Source organism: Phycisphaerales bacterium (assembly GCA_016716475.1).
Classification (GTDB): Bacteria; Planctomycetota; Phycisphaerae; order UBA1845; family Fen-1342; genus JADJWG01.
This window is the reverse complement of sequence record JADJWG010000004.1, coordinates 689,616-708,395: the sequence shown is the minus strand read 5'-3', so window position 1 is coordinate 708,395 and position 18,780 is coordinate 689,616. Positions and strand designations below refer to the sequence as shown.

Annotated in this window: 14 protein-coding genes; 8 read left to right on the top strand and 6 right to left on the bottom strand. The window is 65.4% G+C overall.

Annotated features, from left to right (window positions below; genetic code table 11):
• Window positions 1-198 precede the first annotated feature (198 nt).
• Window positions 199-549, bottom strand: a complete 351-nt coding sequence (locus IPM18_16900; GenBank protein MBK9121263.1) for a hypothetical protein — start codon at window positions 547-549, stop codon at window positions 199-201.
• A 218-nt stretch (window positions 550-767) separates the two neighbouring features.
• Here IPM18_16900 and IPM18_16895 point away from each other — a divergent pair, with 218 nt between their 5' ends.
• Together IPM18_16895 and IPM18_16890 are read left to right on the top strand one after the other, a co-directional pair.
• Complete coding sequence (locus IPM18_16895) at window positions 768-968, top strand: SEC-C domain-containing protein (protein ID MBK9121262.1); 201 nt, start codon at window positions 768-770, stop codon at window positions 966-968.
• Window positions 965-1,411 carry a YkgJ family cysteine cluster protein gene (locus IPM18_16890; GenBank protein MBK9121261.1) on the top strand — a complete coding sequence of 149 codons (447 nt, stop codon included), beginning with the start codon at window positions 965-967 and terminating at the stop codon, window positions 1,409-1,411. Before IPM18_16895 ends, IPM18_16890 begins: the two co-directional genes overlap by 4 nt.
• A gap of 28 nt (window positions 1,412-1,439) precedes the next feature.
• Here IPM18_16890 and IPM18_16885 read toward each other — a convergent pair whose 3' ends face one another.
• The 3 genes from IPM18_16885 to IPM18_16875 form a co-directional block, all read right to left on the bottom strand.
• Complete coding sequence (locus IPM18_16885; protein MBK9121260.1) at window positions 1,440-2,147, bottom strand: SRPBCC domain-containing protein; 708 nt, start codon at window positions 2,145-2,147, stop codon at window positions 1,440-1,442.
• The gene (locus tag IPM18_16880) at window positions 2,089-2,274 is read right to left on the bottom strand and encodes an SRPBCC family protein (GenBank protein ID MBK9121259.1); all 186 of its coding nucleotides are present in this window, start codon (window positions 2,272-2,274) and stop codon (window positions 2,089-2,091) included. The genes IPM18_16885 and IPM18_16880 overlap by 59 nt, the downstream gene beginning before the upstream one ends.
• A gap of 204 nt (window positions 2,275-2,478) precedes the next feature.
• A complete protein-coding gene (locus IPM18_16875) occupies window positions 2,479-3,849 on the bottom strand; it encodes an extracellular solute-binding protein (GenBank protein MBK9121258.1) in 1,371 nt (456 codons plus the stop codon).
• Between the two features lie 564 nt (window positions 3,850-4,413).
• Between IPM18_16875 and IPM18_16870 the strand changes: the two genes are divergently transcribed.
• From IPM18_16870 to IPM18_16860, 3 genes are all read left to right on the top strand, one after another.
• On the top strand, window positions 4,414-5,856 hold the full coding sequence (locus tag IPM18_16870) for a collagen-like protein (GenBank protein ID MBK9121257.1): 1,443 nt from the start codon (window positions 4,414-4,416) through the stop codon (window positions 5,854-5,856).
• Between the two features lie 163 nt (window positions 5,857-6,019).
• Window positions 6,020-6,562 carry a hypothetical protein gene (locus IPM18_16865; protein MBK9121256.1) on the top strand — a complete coding sequence of 181 codons (543 nt, stop codon included), beginning with the start codon at window positions 6,020-6,022 and terminating at the stop codon, window positions 6,560-6,562.
• 189 nt (window positions 6,563-6,751) lie between these two features.
• Window positions 6,752-9,613, top strand: a complete 2,862-nt coding sequence (locus IPM18_16860; protein MBK9121255.1) for a VWA domain-containing protein — start codon at window positions 6,752-6,754, stop codon at window positions 9,611-9,613.
• 264 nt (window positions 9,614-9,877) lie between these two features.
• On the opposite strand, the gene IPM18_16855 is transcribed toward IPM18_16860, so the two are convergent.
• Window positions 9,878-11,299 carry an ammonia-forming cytochrome c nitrite reductase subunit c552 gene (locus IPM18_16855; protein ID MBK9121254.1) on the bottom strand — a complete coding sequence of 474 codons (1,422 nt, stop codon included), beginning with the start codon at window positions 11,297-11,299 and terminating at the stop codon, window positions 9,878-9,880.
• 230 nt (window positions 11,300-11,529) lie between these two features.
• Window positions 11,530-12,183, bottom strand: a complete 654-nt coding sequence (locus IPM18_16850; GenBank protein MBK9121253.1) for a PAS domain-containing protein — start codon at window positions 12,181-12,183, stop codon at window positions 11,530-11,532.
• A 250-nt stretch (window positions 12,184-12,433) separates the two neighbouring features.
• Between IPM18_16850 and IPM18_16845 the strand changes: the two genes are divergently transcribed.
• Genes IPM18_16845 through IPM18_16835 form a run of 3 tightly spaced genes read left to right on the top strand, consistent with a single transcriptional unit; the run spans window position 12,434 to window position 18,718 of the window.
• On the top strand, window positions 12,434-14,347 hold the full coding sequence (locus tag IPM18_16845; protein ID MBK9121252.1) for a hypothetical protein: 1,914 nt from the start codon (window positions 12,434-12,436) through the stop codon (window positions 14,345-14,347).
• Window positions 14,340-15,467, top strand: coding sequence for a hypothetical protein (locus tag IPM18_16840; protein MBK9121251.1), 1,128 nt, complete (start codon window positions 14,340-14,342; stop codon window positions 15,465-15,467). The genes IPM18_16845 and IPM18_16840 overlap by 8 nt, the downstream gene beginning before the upstream one ends.
• The gene (locus tag IPM18_16835) at window positions 15,467-18,718 is read left to right on the top strand and encodes an SMP-30/gluconolactonase/LRE family protein (GenBank protein MBK9121250.1); all 3,252 of its coding nucleotides are present in this window, start codon (window positions 15,467-15,469) and stop codon (window positions 18,716-18,718) included. The genes IPM18_16840 and IPM18_16835 overlap by 1 nt, the downstream gene beginning before the upstream one ends.
• Window positions 18,719-18,780: the final 62 nt, after the last annotated feature.

The window sequence follows — 18,780 nt, the reverse complement described above, 5'->3', positions numbered from 1 at the left end:
TCTGGTGCTATCGACGGTTCGCCCCACCCCGCTGTAGCCCGATTGTTTGGGTCGTTTCCGGGAATCGTCGACCGGTCGTCGACACGCCCCCGTCATGCCAGCACGGCGTTTAGGCGGCCCAACGACCGTCACGATGGACGGCTGTTACCGCCCCCAGTGGGCAATTCTTCGCCCAGCCCCCCCGTACATGCTTAATACCTATGCTTCTTCTTCATCATCACCGCCAACGGACTCGAGATCGTCATCCTCGTCGTAGTCCTCGTCGTCGTCGAAATCGTCGTCGAGGTCATCATCGAGGTCGTCCTCGTCGTCGCCGAAATCGTCCTCCTCATCGACGACATCATCGTCTTCTTCTTCCTCGTCATCATCCCGACGCCGGGCGTCTGCCCGCAGCGCCGCAGCCCCATCGCAGAAATCATCCTCTTCGGCAGCATCTTGCCAATGGGGTGCGAGGTCTATCTCGCCAACGTCCACCACACCTGCATCCTGTTCAGCCGTGGTCGTTGAAACGCCCACCAGCTCCAACTCATCCCGGTCGTATTCCCGCACCATCGACTCGCTCCTTCTCGCGGAACCAAGCGCACTTCTCAGGAAGTTGCGCGGCTTGATACTTGGCCCCGGCGGATTCGTCAAGATGCAATCTCGGCCATTTTCTTCAGGTCCCTGAACCGCGGCCGCAACCCCCACGGCGACCCGCCGTCGTTGTGTTCGGCCTGTTATAATAGCACTCACCCGGAGAAAGTCTGACACCCGTCAGGAGGTGCACCATGTCCGACCAGTTCAAGAAGCACTTCGACCGCATCCAGGAGCGTAAACGACAGTCCTCCGATGTCGTTGACCCCGACGCCCCACCGCTGCCGGATGAGCCCGTGGAGCAGGCCCAGGCAGGCCGAACAACCGGCCGTAACGATCCTTGCCCCTGTAACTCGGGCAAGAAATTCAAAAAATGTTGCGGGAAGGCATCGTGAGCACACCTGCTCCGAGTGCTCCCTGGTACGCCGACGGGCTGCGCTTCGCGTGTACCCAATGCGGCAACTGCTGCAGTGGCGCGCCGGGCTATGTGTGGGTCAATTCCGAAGAAATCGAGCAAATGGCTACCTTCCTCAGTCTGACACCCACCGAGTTTAACAAGCGGCACGTTCGCCGTGTCGGCCGAGGCCGCAGTCTGCTGGAGCACCGCAACGGCGATTGTGAGTTCCTCGACCGCCACTCTGACGGCAAAACCGCCTGCCGCATCCATTCCGTGCGCCCGGTCCAGTGCCGCACATGGCCATTCTGGTCGTCTAACCTCGGTACCCCACAGGCCTGGCGGGAGGCGTCCCGGGGATGCCCCGGCATGGACACAGGGGCCCACTATCCCCTACCTGTCATCCAGGCCGCCCTCACGGAAAACGGCACCCGTCCCCTGTAAACTGCACTAAGCCGGCTGCCGAACGCGGTCAGTCTTGCAGTGCCCTGGCCAGCGCGCGGTCCAGATAGGCCTGCCAGGCGTGCAGAGTACGCTCGTCGATCCCGTACGTAGAAAACCAAAGCCACGCCTCTCCAGCGCCCCCCATGCGCTCGACTTCAAAACGGAAATAAGCGTCCTGAAGCGCCGCAAACGTGCCCGCGAACGAGGCCGGCAGCCCGCTCACGCAGACCTCACCCACCAAGGTCGCACAGGGTGGCGCACTGCCCGCAGCGACCCACTCCCAGGAGTACGTACTCCCTTCGACAAGCCCATCCAACGCTCCACGCAGCACCCGCCCAGCGGGCCCCAGAACTCGCCCGGCAACTTCAGTTGGAGAAAGCTCTGTGGCATGCCGCGCCCAGACCACCCGCCGGGGCGTACTGCGGTGCCGTTCCAGGTAGTGCCGCAACCCGCGCAGCTCGAATCGCCAGCCCCGGCTGATCGAGTCAATGTACCCGGACCAGTCGGCATCCGCGGTAAATCCTGCCTGCACCACCCGGATGGCAGTGCGGCTACCGCGCGGCTCGAGCGTGAATTCTGCCGTAATCCGGGCCGACGGGCTGGTGGCATCGCCATTCGGCCGTACGTTCTCCGTCCAGCCAAACCGCCGTGGCGGTTCCCAGGCAGTAATCTCTGCTTCACCCTCGCAAAATGCCCCCCATGATAGAAAAATTCGCCCCCCCAGTCCGGGTGTCACGCGCGTGGAGCGGAAACCAGCGTGTAATCTCTTCCTCATCCGTAATCGCCCGCCAGACGTCAGCCACGGGGGCGGCAATCTCCACCACCGTTTCAAATCCGAGGCCGGGGGTCTCTGACAATGTCATGTTGCATTCCTGTGAATTGCCATCGGCCCATACGTTGGCTTACATGCTATGTGACTCATGTACCTGAACAGCAAGTGCCACGGCCATGCAACGGGCCGTCAGGGGCGCGCCGGATCAAGTACAACTGTTCAGCTTTCTGCTGAACGACAAACGTCCGGCAATTAATCCCGTCGAGCCGCTGCGGGCATGCTCGATCCGCAGCGACTAACCCCCCAGCATCTCCCGCACATGCGCCAGCCGCGCTGCGTACATGTATTGCAACTCCGCCAGCAGTTGAGCTGCCGGCTCACCACCGGCATCCAGCACTTCAAGAAACCGCGGTCCCGCGCTCTCATCGAACGGCGGCGCCGAAAGCGCGGCCAACGCCTCGGCCGGCAGCCCCGCCGCGATCACCGCTTCCCAGGTCTGCTGCAACCGAATGTGGTTGTCCCCCGAGCACAGCGCGGGCACCACGGCAGACACGATCCGCGCGTGCCCCGCAGCTTCCTCCGCGTTGAACTCGAGCCCGAAATTCGCCTCCAGCGGATTTCCGGTGATCGTCAACTGCGACGCTGGCCGTGCGTACACCGCTGGTCGGATCGGGAAATGGTACAGGGGCTCACCATAGGGTCTTTCATCACTCGGCGCCATTGCCCAAAGGACCTGCCCCTCCTCGCTCAGCACGAACTCGACGAAGAGTTGCGCAAGCTCCGGATCGCGCGCCCCTGCCAGTACGCTGATCACATCCGGCGTCACGGCGGTCGCCCCGACCGGGTCCACATACTGCACGGTTCCCCCGCTGTCCGCTGCAAGCCGCAAGCCGTCGAAGTTCACCGCGAGAGTGGCAAGCGACACGCCGTTCTGTACCTGCTGGAGCGCGTCCGCGCTACGCATGCTCAGCGCACGGCTGTTCGCGACGATGCGCGTAATCGTGCGCCAGCCGGCGTCCCAGCCCTGTGCCTGGAGGATGATGGCGAGTGACTCGCGGTGGCTGCCACTGCCGCGCGGATCGGCCAGCGCAAGCCATCCGTACATGCGCGGTTCCGCCAGGTCTGACCAGGTTGCCGGCACCGGTAGGCCACGTTGCACCGTGGCACGCGCGTTATACGTGATGCCGAACGTGCTCAAGCCCGTCGCATGCCAGCGACCTTCCGGATCGCGCGTTGACACACCATGCACGCTCAGCGGTAGACCGACGGTCGCCGCACCGAGCTCTACCGGACGTGACCAACCCTCGGCGGCCAGCACCATGTGGTCCGGCACACCTCCGCCAAACATCAGGTCGGCGACTTCATAGCGCTCACCACGGGCCTGCCGCTCGGGACCCTCGCGTACATATGCGACGCACTGCGGCGTACCGCGGTAGATCCACTGAATGCGCACCGGTGTTGTCGCGCGCGCGGTGTACCAATGCCAGAAGCCCTCTGCGAACGAATTCCGAATCGGCTCGCTGTGCGGCGTCAGAATGACAAGCTCGCGCGCCGTCGGCGGTGTTTGCAGCGCTGTTTGCGAAGCGGGACGCTCACAGCCGGCTCCAATCACTAGCCCCGCGACTAATCCTGCCAGCCCCCCGCACAACCACCGGGCTCGAATCATTCTCGGCTGCATGCTGACTGCTCCCAGTTCTCGTCGTACCACCAGCCATGGTGCAACCTGCAAGGTTGGTTCTCCACCTTGCGGCTTACCTGGAGCCAAGCCCTCCGGCCTGCGCACGATACTGCCGCCGCCTTTTACCGCAAGCGTGGCACCGACAAACCTGTCGCCGGGTTATCAGACGGCACCCGCCCATGAGCCCGCCATTCAAGTTTCGTCCAGGTCGCACCGAGCCCTCCGTTTGGCCAGAACGTTGCGTTCCCGGAAAGAATTCGTGGCCTCACGACGCCACACACCCGTGAACAATCCTTCATGTCCTGTTCACCACCCCCTCCTACCCGATCCCGTGCTTGAATCGCCCCCGACCCGGCCGTAGCATCCCGTGCGGGGTTTGTGCCGCCTCTGTCGGGCTCGCTCCGCAGCCACGCGCTGCGGGCACCCGTCAGGTTGTTCGCTCCGCGCCCATGTGATTCGGGGCAGTCGGTCCCGTCCTGAATACGATATCCAGCCGCGCCTATGCCGTGACGGTCACCCCGCACGACAGGCGCCATTAGAAGGAGTTGGAGGATGAACGCAATGACCGGTGGACGGAATGCAACACGTGGACGGCGTTCAGTCGTCGGCATCGCGGGCTTAGCCGTGGCCGCAGCCCTTTCAATCCTGATGATCGGTGGCTGCCCGACCGAGAGTGGGGGCGAGTCACCCGAAATTACTCAATTGATCCAACAGCTCCTGGACGAGCGGATTGCTCAACTCGAGCGCCCCGCCACCAGCGGACAGCCGGGCCCCCAAGGGCTACCGGGTGTCGCCGGCCCGCAGGGTACCGCCGGGCCAAAGGGTGATACGGGAGATCCCGGGCCACAGGGTCCCGCTGGTCCCGCCGGTGCACAGGGTAGTGCTGGGCCTGGCGGAGCACAGGGTGAAGCCGGTCCGGCCGGTCCCACCGGCCCGCAAGGGCCTCCCGGTGTCCAGGGGCCACAGGGCCCACCGGGTGAAGGCGGCGCCGGCGGTCCTGGCAGCGGTTTCGGGCAACTCGCAGCGTACGGTCTCGGCCAGGACGGCAGCGCCACGATCGCTGCCAACACCCATCTCAACGACTTTGCCGCGAACAACAACATCACCGCGTTCGAGTTCGTGGACTTCACGATTAACGCCGGTGTCACCCTCACGGTGCCGAGCGGTACCGTACTGCGACTCACCGGCACCTTCACCAACCACGGTACGGTCATCGTAGAACCCGGTGCACGCGGCGGAAACGAGACCAACCCACCGGAGCTTGGCATCGCCGCCACACTACCGACCCGCGGCGCCCCAGGTGCCGCCGGCACCGATCTGCCCGGACTCGGCGCCGGTGGCGTGTCGTTCCTGACAGAAGACGAGGCCCGCTGGTCCCTGTTCCGGCCTGGTTTCCCAGGTGGCGGTGGTGGTTTGCGGTATCCCGGCAGTCCGACGGCCGATTTCGTCGGCGGCTCGGGCGGTGGCACGCTGCACATTTTCGCCCGCGTGGCGATTGTGAACAACGGAACCATTAGCGCGGATGGCGGTAGCGGGGCCCAAAACCTTGCCGCCCAGATTCAGGGCAGTGGCGGCGGTGGCGGCATCATCGTGCTCGCAGCCCGTGGCAGCATCACCAACAACGACAATGCGGTGATCTCGGCACGCGGCGGGAATGGGCACCAGGTGACCGCAACGATTCCACCCTCGGGTGGCGGCGGCGGCGGCGTCATCCGCATTGTCGCGCCAACGCTCGACATCCGTGGCACGACCAGCGTGACGGGCGGCCTGGGTGGTCCGGCCGGACAGTTCAACCTGTTGCCGGATGCCAGCGTCGCGGGCGGTGTGGGCGGCGGCGCCTCGTACGGCATGGGTGGCAACAGCGGCGAGGTGGAGCTGTACCAGCCGACGGGCGGCGACCCGCCGACAGGCTTCAATGCGATTTTCTCGGTGGGACAACGCGGTGGTGACGGCACGGTACAGCAGAACGCAATCGATCCGACGCCCCTGCTGTAACACCTGCGCCGCAGTAACGCGCCGCGCGGATACCCCATAGCCAGGGCATCCGCGCGGCGACTCATTGCGCTCCATTGGAGTACCCCGCTTCCGCCGGGCGACGGCTTTGCTATGATGCCTGCGCGGCAACGTCACCCGCCGCCTGGAAGGAACAACCCGTACCATGAACCGCATTCGTCTGCTGGCCCAGCGTGCAACCCCCGCCCTGATGTCCGACCTTGAAGCGCGTGGTTTGCTGCGCCGTTTGATTCCATCCGCAGCCGCCCGGACAGTCCCGCAGGGCCAGCAAGTCGTCGAGCGCGTGGAACTCGCGGAGCAAGGCACCGGTCCCTGGCAGATGCTGGTCGTCGCCTGCAATCGCACCCGGCTCGACCACCTCGCCGCCCACGGCGACATCGAAAGCTGGCTGTTTTTCGCCGACCCTGCGAGTAAACCTCTGTTGTACATCGTGGCGACCTGCGGACTGGACGATTTTCGCCGCAAGCTGGCCGAGCGCAGTCTGACGGCCGCGGACATCATCGTTCTCGAACTGCGTCCCAATGACCCCGACACCAGCTACTTCACCGTGCCGGGCGGGGTGCTCCATGATGAGTTGACCTACGATGGACCCGGACGCGCTCCCGTGTTCTATGTCCCCGAACCCAGCGTAATGGGGCACACCGAAATCCCGCTCGAAGGGTACGAGTTCGAAATCGTACCGGCCTGACAGCACTCGACACCGCCGGCCATCGACGGCAGCACAACCGGTAACCGAGACACCACCCAATCTCCTGCGCGGATCTCGTTCCCGGCGCTACCAGCTCCCGATCCGGAAGTTGAAAATACTCTGGGAACCTGTCGCCCTTGATGCGCGTCTAAGAAGGCATCTTCAGGACCACCCTCAAGGGAGATCGCGATGTCTATGATCCGCTGCGCCGTCGCACTGCTCTGCGCGTGCACTCTGTCCCCCCCCTCCACTGCACAGTTGCCCGAACCTCCTCCAACACCGCAAGTGCCCACCACCGGCGGCCTGCTGCTCCTTGACGACTCGGGCGCTCCCGTGGGTGCTTGTCCGCTCAAACACACGGACGTACGAGCCGAAATCATCGGCTTTGTCGCCCGCACGACCGTCCGACAGATCTTCGAGAATGACACCGGTCGCAAGATCGAGGCGGTATATACATTCCCCCTACCGCAGAACGCCGCAGTCGACGCCATGGTTCTCGAAGTCGGCCCGCGCCGCATCGTCGGGGAAATCCGGGAGCGTGCCGAGGCCCGGGCGATTTACGAAGCGGCCGTCAAGGCCGGTCACGTCGCGGCCCTGCTCGACCAGGAGCGGCCGAACATCTTCACCCAGGCCGTCGCCAACATCGAACCGGGCGCCACGATCACCATCGAGATTCGCTTCGCCGAGATGCTGAAGTTCGACGAGGGCTTCTTCGAGTGGGTCTTCCCGATGGTCGTCGGACCGCGCTATATTCCCGGCGGGGGCAGTGCGCCGGCACCCGGGGAGCGCGGCACCGACACCCCGCAAGTCCCCGATGGGTCGAAGATCACACCACCCGTGACACCCAAGGGTACCCGGGCCGGTCACGATATCGCCGTGCAGGTGACGATCGATGCCGGGCAGCCGATCTACGACTTGAGCAGTACGCAGCACGAGATCGACGTGGTCGACGCCACGCACAGCGCCGGTGCCGCGGACGAAGCGCCGCACCGTGTGACAATCCGCCTCCGGAACGAAGCGGAGATTCCGAACCGGGATTTCATTCTGCGGTACCGCCTCGCAACCGACAAGATCGGCGACGCCTTCCTCGTGCATGAGGACGAACATGGCCGCTTCTTCACGTTGGTGCTCCAGCCGCCACAGCGTGTCGCACCGGCACAGCGGGTGCCACGCGAGCTCATCTTCGTACTCGACACCTCCGGGTCCATGCACGGCTACCCGATCGAGAAGTCGAAAGAACTGATGCGCCGCATGCTGGCGACGATGGGGCCGCGCGATACTTTCAACATCATCACCTTCGCGGGTCACACCGCGATCCTCTGGGACCAGCCGCGCCCGGCCACGCGCGAGAACGTCGCCGCCGCCACGACCTTCGTCAACACACTGCGCGGCGGTGGCGGTACCGAGATGATGAAGGCCATTGAGGCGGCCCTCGTACAGACCACACGCCAGTCGGCCGCACCGCTTACTTCCACGGCGCTGGCCGCACTGCCTGCCGACGACCGTGTAGTCACCGTGCTCGTGAACATCGACGACATCATGAACTGGCCGCCGCCCAACTTCCGTTCGACGTGGGCGGGACTCGCGGTGCGCCTCCCAGGCGACGAACTGCGCATCTTCGAGATCACGGGCGTACCCGCCGGTGCCGACGGCCAGGGCCGAAAGCACTTCCTCGCGAGCGGAACCTGGTCCGCGGCCCCGCAGCGCAACCGCTTCGATGTGCAGCGGTTCGAGTGGGTGGACGACGGGTACGGCACCACCCCCATCCGCATCGCCAGCTTCCTGACCGACGGCTACGTCGGCAACGACATGGAAATCATCGCCGCCATCCGGCGCAATGCCGCCACGACGCGGGTCTTCAGCTTCGGTGTCGGCAGCAGCGTCAACCGCTTCCTGCTCGATGGCATGGCGGCAGCCGGACGCGGCGAGGTCGAATATGTGACTCTCGAAGCTGGCGCCGATGAGGCCGTACAGCGGTTTCACGACCGGGTCCTGGCCCCGGTGCTCACCAACATCCGTATTGATTGGGGCACTCTGCCGGTCGAGGAGGTTTATCCGGCCGAAATCCCCGACCTCTTCGCCGAGCGCCCCGTACTGGTCCACGGCCGGCTGACGGGGCCCGCACAGGGCGCGATCGTGCTTGCCGGGCAGCGGGCGGACGGCCCGTATGCCGAGCCGATCACGGTGGCCTGGCCAGTGGCACCGCCGGATCGCAGCGTGTTGCCGGCGCTCTGGGCACGCGCCAAGGTCGAGCACCTCATGATGATGGATTACCTCGCTGCGCAGGTGCAGAACATGCCTGATGCCCGGCGGGCGCAGATCGTTGAACTGGGGGTACGCTACGGAATTCTCACCCAGTTCACCAGTTTCGTCGCCGTCGAGACCCTGACCGTGACGACGGATGGTGAGCCGGTGCGGATCGATGTGCCGGTGGAGATGCCACAGGGCGTGAGCTACGAGGGTGTATTCGGAACCGAACGGTTCGCCCGCGCTCTGCCGCATCTTGCAATGCCTGCCGCTCCCACAGCGGGGCGACCGGCCACGGCAGGTGGCGGCGGTGGCATGATGCCCAGCGGCCAGCCGGTCGCTGCGCGAGAACCGGCGCGGGCCCGCGGTGGGACGAGCGCCGCCAACGGCGAGGATGCTGTGTCCGCGCCCGGTGACAACGAGGCAACACCGCGGTCCAAGGACAAGGATGAGATGGCCGCGCTGCGCGCTGCCCGAGTGCAGGGGCGTCTCGCGCTCGCGCTGCATGGACTGGCGGCGAAGGTGGCGGCGGCGAACCCTGACGGCGACTACACCGCCGACAGAATCGTCGTCCAGAAGTGGCGCCTGGGCGTCATCGTGACCTTCCGCACACTGAATGCTGAGGTTCGCGCTGCGCTTGCCGATCTGGGCTTTGAAATCCAGTACGAAGCCACTGCTGCCACACTGCTGGTCGGCCAGGTCGACGTGCGCAAACTCGATGACCTCGCGGCACTGGACGCCGTTCTCGCAGTGCGGCCGCTGAGTGCCGAAGTGAAGCCAGAGGCACCGGCGGTGCAGCCGTAGCTGGCGCGCATGACCTGCGTCGGGACAGGCCCGGGGAAACAGGATGCCCGCGCCCACGCGCGGGCATTCCATTATTCCCGGGGCCATGTCGGTCGACACCGCAATGCGGGGCCGGTTCATACGCTGCCCGTGAGCTTCAAGAAGCCAACGAGCACCACACGACACGTCCCCCCAAACACCGCGGGCGGCGGTTGGTGTGCTCACCAACCGCCGCCCGCATTCTCAAGGGCACCACGCGAAGCGCGCTCCAGCACGCCGTAGTGATTACGGCAGATTTGCCAGGCGCTGCGCCTCGATCAGAATATCGCGCACGTAGGCCGGGTTGTGCATGCCCAGACTACCGTCACTCTCGACGTAGGAGATCAGGTAGCGGGCCTTGCGGATGTTCTCCGGCAGCGCTGCCTGGCCGGCCGCATTCGGACCACCCGAGGCCGTGTACTGCCAGGTCGCAGGGTCACCCAGGGCGGCCTTCACGTTCGCGAGTCGCGCTGCAATTTCGGCCTGGAGTGTAGCCCACACTTGCTCCGACTGGCCGCGCGACGGGTGGCAACCCGAAGTCGCACAACTGTCGAAGTCAACGGCGAAGCTGTGACCGGAAATGGCCGGAGCGATGTCGCTCTGGAAGTCCTTCCGGTACATGTGGCAGGTCGAGCACTGCTCGGAAGCGAAAGAGTGCACGGAGACGCGGCTCGGCACGAGCAACTGCGGATTGTCGTTCTCGTCCACCGGTACGGGCATCTCGCCGAGGTAGACGTTCATCTGCACGCTGTGGTGCGGCCCACGGGCGCTCGCGAGCCAGGTGGTTCCGCGATCGTGGTGGCACTGGCCGCAGAGGTTGAAACGCGTCACCTTCTGGACGCCATCCACCGTGTTGACCGGCGTGGGGGTCGCGAGTTGCGGGTAGCGGAGCTGGTAGTCGCGTCCGTCCTCCGGCGCGGCCGCATTGCCCGTCTTGGCATGCGGATTGTGGCAGACTGCGCAGGTGATTGTGTTGAGACTCTCGGGCGCAACACCGAGATAAGCGTCGTCGGGCACCGTGTTGTTCTTCAGCACGATGCGGTAAAACGCGTCGCCCGAATGGCACACGCCGCAGGTGTTCAGGCGGCCGGCCTGTCCGGCGATGATGCCGTCGCGCACACCTTCATACATGCTGCCGTGGCCCGAACCAGCCCAGTCCTCGAAGGTCGGGTGGTGCGTGCCGGTATGGCACCGGCCACAAACGTCCGCGCTGATGTCGGCGGGCGGGCGCAGGGTGCGGTCCACGACGTTCTCCGCGTGGGCGCGGGCACCGCCATGGCAGGACTCGCAGCCAACACCAGCGAGATCCGCAGTCGTCGCCAAGTCGACGAAGCCACCCGGCTCACCAAACCCGACCACGTGGCAGCCGATGCAAACGCTGTTGTTCTGTTGGCCGATGTTCACGAGTGTCTGGTAGGCGCGGGCGTGCAGGGTGTCATTCCAATCGCGATGCGTGGAGACGTGGCAAAGTCCACAGCGGCTCGATCCGACGAACTTGCCTCCGATCCCGGAATTGCCCGTCGTGGGAGGCGGGGCGTTGTCATTCGCATTGTCGTTCGCATTGCCGTTGCTCGGGGGAGGTTGTACTTGTGGACAACCACCGGCCGCGAGCAGGAGCACCACCCCGAACGCGGCGAGGGATGCTATGAGGGTTCTTTTCATCGACATGTCCGCTTCTCCTTCTGTGACGCCACTTCGACTTCGCGTGATGGACCTTATCGGCCTATCGCGTGTCCCCAATGGCCTGCGAGGTGCGTCTTCGAACGCGCCACGACGGGTCGAGGGCACTCGAACCAATCGCCAACATGCCTATCAGTTTCGACCAGGTTTCGATCCTGCACAATCGTCGGAAGGGAGAGTTCTTCCCCCCCGGGGGGGGAGATGATGCGCAACCTATTTCAGACAAGATGGTTACGTATTGCGAAACTCACCGCTTCCGCACGAGAATTCAGATTCAGCTTCCGATAAAGACTTTTGAGATGTGACCGCACGGTGGATGACGAAATGCTCGTCTCACCGGCAATTTCATCGTTTCCGAGCCCACGTCCAACCATCCGCAGAATGCGCAACTCCTGCTGTGTCAGGTTCTTAACGGGCTCAGGCGGCATGTGCCCCCCGGTCAGATCCAGCAACCGCTGTGTCACCGCCTGCGATAGAGTGATGTGTACCTGTCGTTCCGCCGTGATGTCACTCAGGATCAGGGCCCGGCTGATCTCCGCCCCGTTGTTGTCCCGTCCGCATACCAGGGAAACCTTCAACTCAAGCTCTTGCGGGTAGCGAACAGACAGGGCCGCACTGTGTTCGCCACCCACCTCCGCAGCATCCTGGCAGAATGCCGAGAGCACCGGATCCATCCGCATTTGTTCCATGGGGCGTCCGAGACACTCCCTCGCCTCGATCGCAAGCATGGTTTCGGCCGCGGCATTGATCCAGAGCACACGGCCACTGGCCGAAGTGAGAATCAGTCCGACGGGTAAGCGGGCTACGGCTTGGGCGAGCAGGCAGTCGACCGGACAGACACCATCGCCGTTGCGATGTCGCAGCGGATGCATTGAGAACTCCGGTGGCTTCATTCCGAGTACGCCGTGAAGTGCGTGGTCAGGCTAGCCAGCGCCGCTCGTCGGGCGCCGGCATCGTCACTACCGCAGTATCGTTGCCCGAAAATATAACCGGTCGCGACGGCCGCGAGCCAGCGCGAAGTTTTTCCCCGCGAAAGCGCTTCGCATCCGGCCCGGAGCAGTTACCATTTTCACACCAGTTTATCGATTGGTGGTCGTATCCCCTCGCGGAGGCCGTGCGCTGATGTCCCGTAGACGAAACACGGTTGCGGCCGACCGGCTGCAGCACAGCACCTTGCATCGGCGATGTGGCACCCGTTGCGCGCTGCTGCTGGCCGGTATGTTGTGGTTGGGCCTCGCGCCGCAGGCGCTCGGTGATGACCCGGACAACTGCCTGTTGTGCCACCAATACCGCGGGCTCTCGCGCTTCGACCCGCAGACCGAGCGCATCCAGGTGTACTACACGAGCGCGGCCTACCATCGCTTCGGGCTCGGCGCGCACGCCCGTGTCGCGTGTACCGACTGCCACGAACGCAGCGAAGTAGCCGTAATCCCGCACAAACCCATCAGTCGGGTGGACTGCACGCGGCAGTGCCATCTGCAAGACAGCGCCGGTACCGCCCGGCGTTTCAGTCACGAGGGCGTCGCACGGGCGCTCGATCTCAGTGTTCACGCGCGCGAGAAGCTGGACCAGCTCGAATTCACGGGCGGCCCCCTGCTGCAGGCGGGCCAGTCACAGTGCCTGTACTGTCACGATGAGCCGTTGTTTCGCTCGCTGGACGATCTGTCGCCGCACCTGCGCCTGATGCCGCGCCACGGCTTCGATCGCTGCGATACCTGCCATGCTGAGCAGGTTCCCGTCGACGTCGGTTACTACCTGAGGCATGTCGGGGCGCGCCTGCAGGCCGCGCGACCTCCCCTGGACCAGGCCCAGGTGTGCGCGGTGTGCCACGCGGACCCACTCGTGCTTCAGCAGCACAACATGCCCAACGCCGTGGCGAGCTTTGTGCGCAGCTTTCACGGCAAGGCCGCCCTGCTCGGGGACAACTCGACCGCCGACTGCGTGTCGTGCCACGTCGGCCCCGGGGAGAATACTCACCTGATCCTGGCCCAATCGCACCCGCGTTCGGCGGTCCACCCCGACTCGATCGCCAACTCCTGTCGCAGCACACGCTGCCATCCCGGCGCCGATGTCGGCATCGCGGCGGCCGCTGTCCACCTCGATCTGCCCAGCGCGCAGGGCACGCTGGAATTCTGGGTCGCCGTGGCCTTCATCGTGCTGACGGCCGTGTCGTTCGGCCCGTCGCTCGTGCTTTGTCTGCTCGAGCTCTTCCAGATTGTCATCGGCCGCCAGCACCATGCCGGCCATGCAGCCCAGGCCCTGACTGAGCGCGTGCTCTCCCACCCGCAGGGACGGGCACGACTCGCGCGCTTCACGGTCAACCAGCGCCTGCAGCACTGGCTGCTGGTCGTGCTTTTCGTACTGCTGGCGCTGACCGGGTTCCCAATGAAATTCGCGGATCACGGTTGGGCGCGGGTGACGATCGAAGCATTCGGCGGTCTCGGCGCCGCCCGGCAGATTCACCACTGGTCCGGGATCGCGCTGATCATCGGGTTCTTCGCCCACTTCGTGTACGCCCTGACCACGATGTTCCGCAGCGCGCTCCTCCGGCTGCCGGACGGACGGCAGCGCGGGCTGCTGCGCGCGATCTGGGAAATGCCGATGCTGGTGCAGCCGGGGGACCTGCTCAAAGCGCACTACTACCTGCTGTACCTGCTCGGGCTGCGGAAGGATCCGCCCAGCTTCGGCCGCTTCACGATCAAGGAGAAATTCGAGTACATCGGCGTGGCCTGGGGCACGACGCTGCTCGGCATCACCGGCCTGATGCTGTGGGCCGAGCAGGTCACGTCGCACTACTTCGGGGGCCGAATCCTCAACATCGCCCTGATCGCACACACTTACGAAGCGTTCCTCGCCATTATCCACGTCGGCATCCTGCACATTGTCAACGTCATGTTCAGCCCGCACGTCTTCCCCCTTTCGCTCGCCACCATCACCGGTCAAACCCCGGTAGCGGAACTGGCTGAGCAGCATGCCGACTTCGTTCGCGACGCCGCTCGCGAACTGCACGTGCCGGAGGGCCCGCACCATGACTAAGGCCGCTACGCGCCACCGTTCCGGCGGACTCACACGCATCGTGCTCGAGCTCCTCAAGCGCAGTTATGCGGTCGCCGTCATCCTCCTGGTGGCGTACCTCAGCTACGGCGCGTTGCGCTACCTCGTCGTGACACTCATCTATCCCGCCGAAGCCCCCGCCCAGATTACCGGCATTCCGACGCGCCTGACCGAAGATGTGTTACGCACGCGCCGTACCGACTGGCTCGGCGTGCAGGTTGCTGAATCGGCCCGCACACCGATCGCGCACTACCACCAGATCGACGGCTGGGTTCAGCCCGACCCGCTCAACAACTGCACGCAGAGCGGCTGCCACAACCCGCTGCCGCACGGCCGCAGCAAGGAAGTACGCGCCTTCCTCAACATGCACGCGACCAGTATTCACTGCGGCGTCTGCCATTTGCAAAGCCCGACGACACCCCTGCCTCTCACCTGGTACGATTTGCAGACCGGGCGGCGCACCGGCACTCCCGCCCTGCTGGTCCTCTACGAGTGGCTGACCTCCTCGGCGGCCCAGGACGCCGACCGGGCGCCCACCGCCGCCGACCAGCGCTGGCTGGTCGATCACCTGCGGCAAGCGGCGCGCGAGGCCGACGGTGAACCCATGTTGCTCGCCTTGGCTGACCAGGTGGCCGCCCCCCGACACACAAGCAAACTCTACCAGGACGCCGTCGCGGCCGTACGCGACGAAGTACCACGCCACTTCCGCGGCGAATACGGCGCCAAGCTCGCCCTGCTCGATGCACGCGCCAATGCCCCGCTCCTTGCCCACCCCGATACTGCGGGCCCGGTGCGGGAGTTCCTCAGCCGCGGCGCGCAGCTGTCCGCAGACGAGCGGGCTACACTCCTGGCTCGGATTCACCCCCTGCGCCGGCCGGCCACGCTCAACTGCACCCACTGTCACACCACCGCCACGTCGCTCATCGATCTTGCCCACGTCGGCTATCCCCCGGCACGCATCGAAGCGCTGCACGCGGGCTGGATCTTCCGCGCGATCGAAGACATCATGGCCGGACGCCCCCTGTTTCTACCAGGTTTTGTGACGCCTGCGCCGTCCGACACCCCTGCTCCAGACACCCCCCCCGGGAATTCGCAGAACTGATGGACGCAACGCCCCGCATTCCGATTCCGCGTACCCGGCTCCTCCGCCGTGCCCGCTGGATTCTCACCTCCGTCGGCCTCGCAGCCATACTCCTTGTGATCGGCGCCGGGCAGAATTCACCCTCCGACCCCGCGACCACCGCGCGCGCGCAGGACGCCACGGCCCGCTTCCGTGTGCAGTCCGTACGCAGCTACACCGGCCCCGCCGATACCCCGCTGTTCATGCCGACAGGCGTACGCGTTGCGGCTGACGGTACGGTGTACGTTGTGGACGGTGTGTATGACCGGATCGTGGTGCATCACCCGAGCGGTGCAGTCAGGGAGATCATTTCCAGCGTCGAAGACCACGCCTTGGCCGCACCGCTCGACGTGTGGCTCGACAGCCGCGGACAACTCTGGATCGCCGATACGGGCAACGAATGCATTGTTGTACGCGCTGAAAACGGCACGCTGGCGGCAAGATTCACGCCCCCGGCGGAGCTGCGCCCGACGCGCGGCTTCGACCTCGCGGGACTGGCCCTTTCCCCCGATGAACGCACGTTGTGGGTGGCGGACAACAACCATCACCGCCTCCTCCGCTGTGACCTCACTACCGGGGCCTGGGAGACCTTCGGGCAGCGCGGCGGCTCGCGCGGCGAGTACCAGTACCCCTTCGGACTCGCAACACTGCCAGGCGGCGCGCTGCTCGTCGTGGATGTCATCAATGGCCGTTTGCAGCAGATCTTTCCCGACGGTACCGCCGAGGCCGTCATCGGCGCTTACGGTGTCGATCTCGGCCAGTTCTACCGACCGAAAGCCGTTGCAGTCGATGCCGCCGGACGCATCTGGGTGGCGGACGGCACCCTGGGCGTGATCCAGATCTTCGCAACCGATGGAGGGCTGCTCGGTGCGCTGGCCGACGAGACCGGCACCGTCCTGCAACTCGACCACCCGCTGGGTATTGCGTTCGGCGCCGACGACGAGGTCTACGTAGTCGAACTCGGCGCCCATCGCGTGAGACAGTTCCTATTGACCGAGGATCCGCGCGCCTTTCCGCCCCGCATGACGGCGGGCGCGCGCGGTCCGACCGCGGGACAACAGGCACGGGCCTGTACCGTGTGCCACATGGAGTGGATGGCACCGCTGGTCGACGGTACCCGTACTTTGCTGGCAGCCGTACCCGATAACCCGCCGGACCATCCGGCCGTCAGCCGTGCGGAGATGTGCCTCGGCTGTCACGACGGCGGTGTGGGCGACTCCCGCCGGCGCGTGTGGATGGAACATGGCCACCGGATCGGCCAACCGGTGCCTGCGGACGTGCGGGTGCCGCCCGACCTGCCCCTGACGGGCGGACAGATGGCGTGCCGCACGTGTCATTCGGCCCATACTCAACCCGACACGCGCAACACGCTGGAAACCATTGTCTTCCTGCGGGGTGACGGGGTAGCGAGTGATCTGTGCCTGAAGTGCCATGGGGACCTGGCCGGTGGCGCTCACGCCGGCATGCACCCCCTGGGTCCAATGAAGATCGCAGTGCCGGAGCAGTTGCACGCCCCGGAGACCCGGAAGCTGCTCCACACCTCCGGCGTGACCTGCTTGACGTGCCACACGGGACATGGCGCGCAGTACGAACAACTGATGGTCGTCGATCCGAACACCAACGACATGTGCCTGTCCTGCCACGAGCAGTTGTCGCCCGTGTTGTTCGAGGCGGATCACCGCAGTCGCCACGGCCACCTGCCGATGTTGTCTGCTGAGCAGCGCGACGTGGCAACCAGTCTGGGAACACGCACGGCCGAGAGTGGCGCATTGCTTTGCACAACGTGCCACCAGGCGCACCACGCTACGGTTCCGCAGAATCTCCTCGCCTTCAACCTGGCGGAGCGGGATGTGTGCAGCGCGTGCCACACAGTCCAGGCCACCGTCGTGGCCACACCGCACGACCTCCGCCAGACAGCCCCCGACGCCACAAACATCCATGGTGTGACGGTAACGCAGGGTGGCGTCTGCAGCGCGTGCCATACCGCTCATCAGCCCGGGCTGCCGGCCCAGCCCACGGCGCTCAATCCGGCTGGTCAATGCCTGAATTGTCACCAGACCGGGCAACTGGCCGCAAAACGCGTCCTGCCGGCCCACAACCACCCCGGGGCCGATTGCACGGGTTGCCACAACCCGCACGAGCCGCGCTTTGGACATTTCCTCAGCGCGCCGGCCGAGGACAACTGCCGACGCTGCCATGCGAACCAGTCCCACTTCGCGGGCGGCGGGCACGATCTCCGGAAGAACCCCGAAGTCTGGCCGGAGGTGTCGCGCGACACGGGGGATGCCTGCCTTGCCTGCCACCGCGCGCACGGTTCCGACGAGACCCGGCTGTTCCGGGCGGGGCTCGCAGCGGACCAGACCGGGCGCGATGCGGCCTGCGTCGCCTGTCACGCGGAATCGGCTCCAGGAGCACGCACCGCTTCCGCACTCATTCACCCGCAAGCACCACACAGCGCACTCGTGCTGAACCCCACCACCCGGCCAGTGCACCTTCCGCTGACCACGGGCCCGCACGGGGAGCAACAGCTCGGTTGCAGCACGTGTCACGATCCGCACCAGTCTCCGGACATCCACCGGCACCTGCTGCGGGCGGAGCGGGGCGCACCACCGGAGACACTCTGCCTCTCGTGCCATACCGAACGCACCAACATTCACATGATCGGACACGCGATCCCCTTCATCCGCGCAGCGGGCTTCGAGGCCGACCACTGCCTGCCGTGTCATACGACCCATGGCGACCCGGGCAAGGTGGTGTCGCAGAAGCTCTGGCCGCGCGCGTTGTGGGAATTCGAGGGGTCCGCAGAGATCCCGGTAGCCGATCGTTTCTGCATCGCCTGCCACCGCACCGCCGGCGCGGCCCCGGTGCCTGCCGTCGCATCGCACCCGGATGTGGTGATTTTCAATCCCTATAGCCCCACTGCGGCCAACTACCTGCCGCTGTTCGATGACACGGGTGAGGTGGCATCCAGCGGCCACATCGCATGCCGCACGTGCCACCTCACGCACGGTCGTTCCGAGCAGGCCCCGCTCCCGGAAGACGCCACCGCACTGGGTGCACGTGAATTGCGGGCGCGGGCCTGGCATTTGCGCTCCTTCGGCCAGGAGAACGTCTGCACCACCTGCCACGGTTTTGACGGGTTGCGCCGGTTCATGTACTTCCACCAGGTGGAACGCCGCAGCGGACCGGTGCAGATTTCACGCGGCTTGGCAGAGCCCACCCTGACACAGTAACATACCGGCTCGTATCCACTGGTTGCACCAACGGGCTGAACATCATGCCTCCGTCTCCCGGA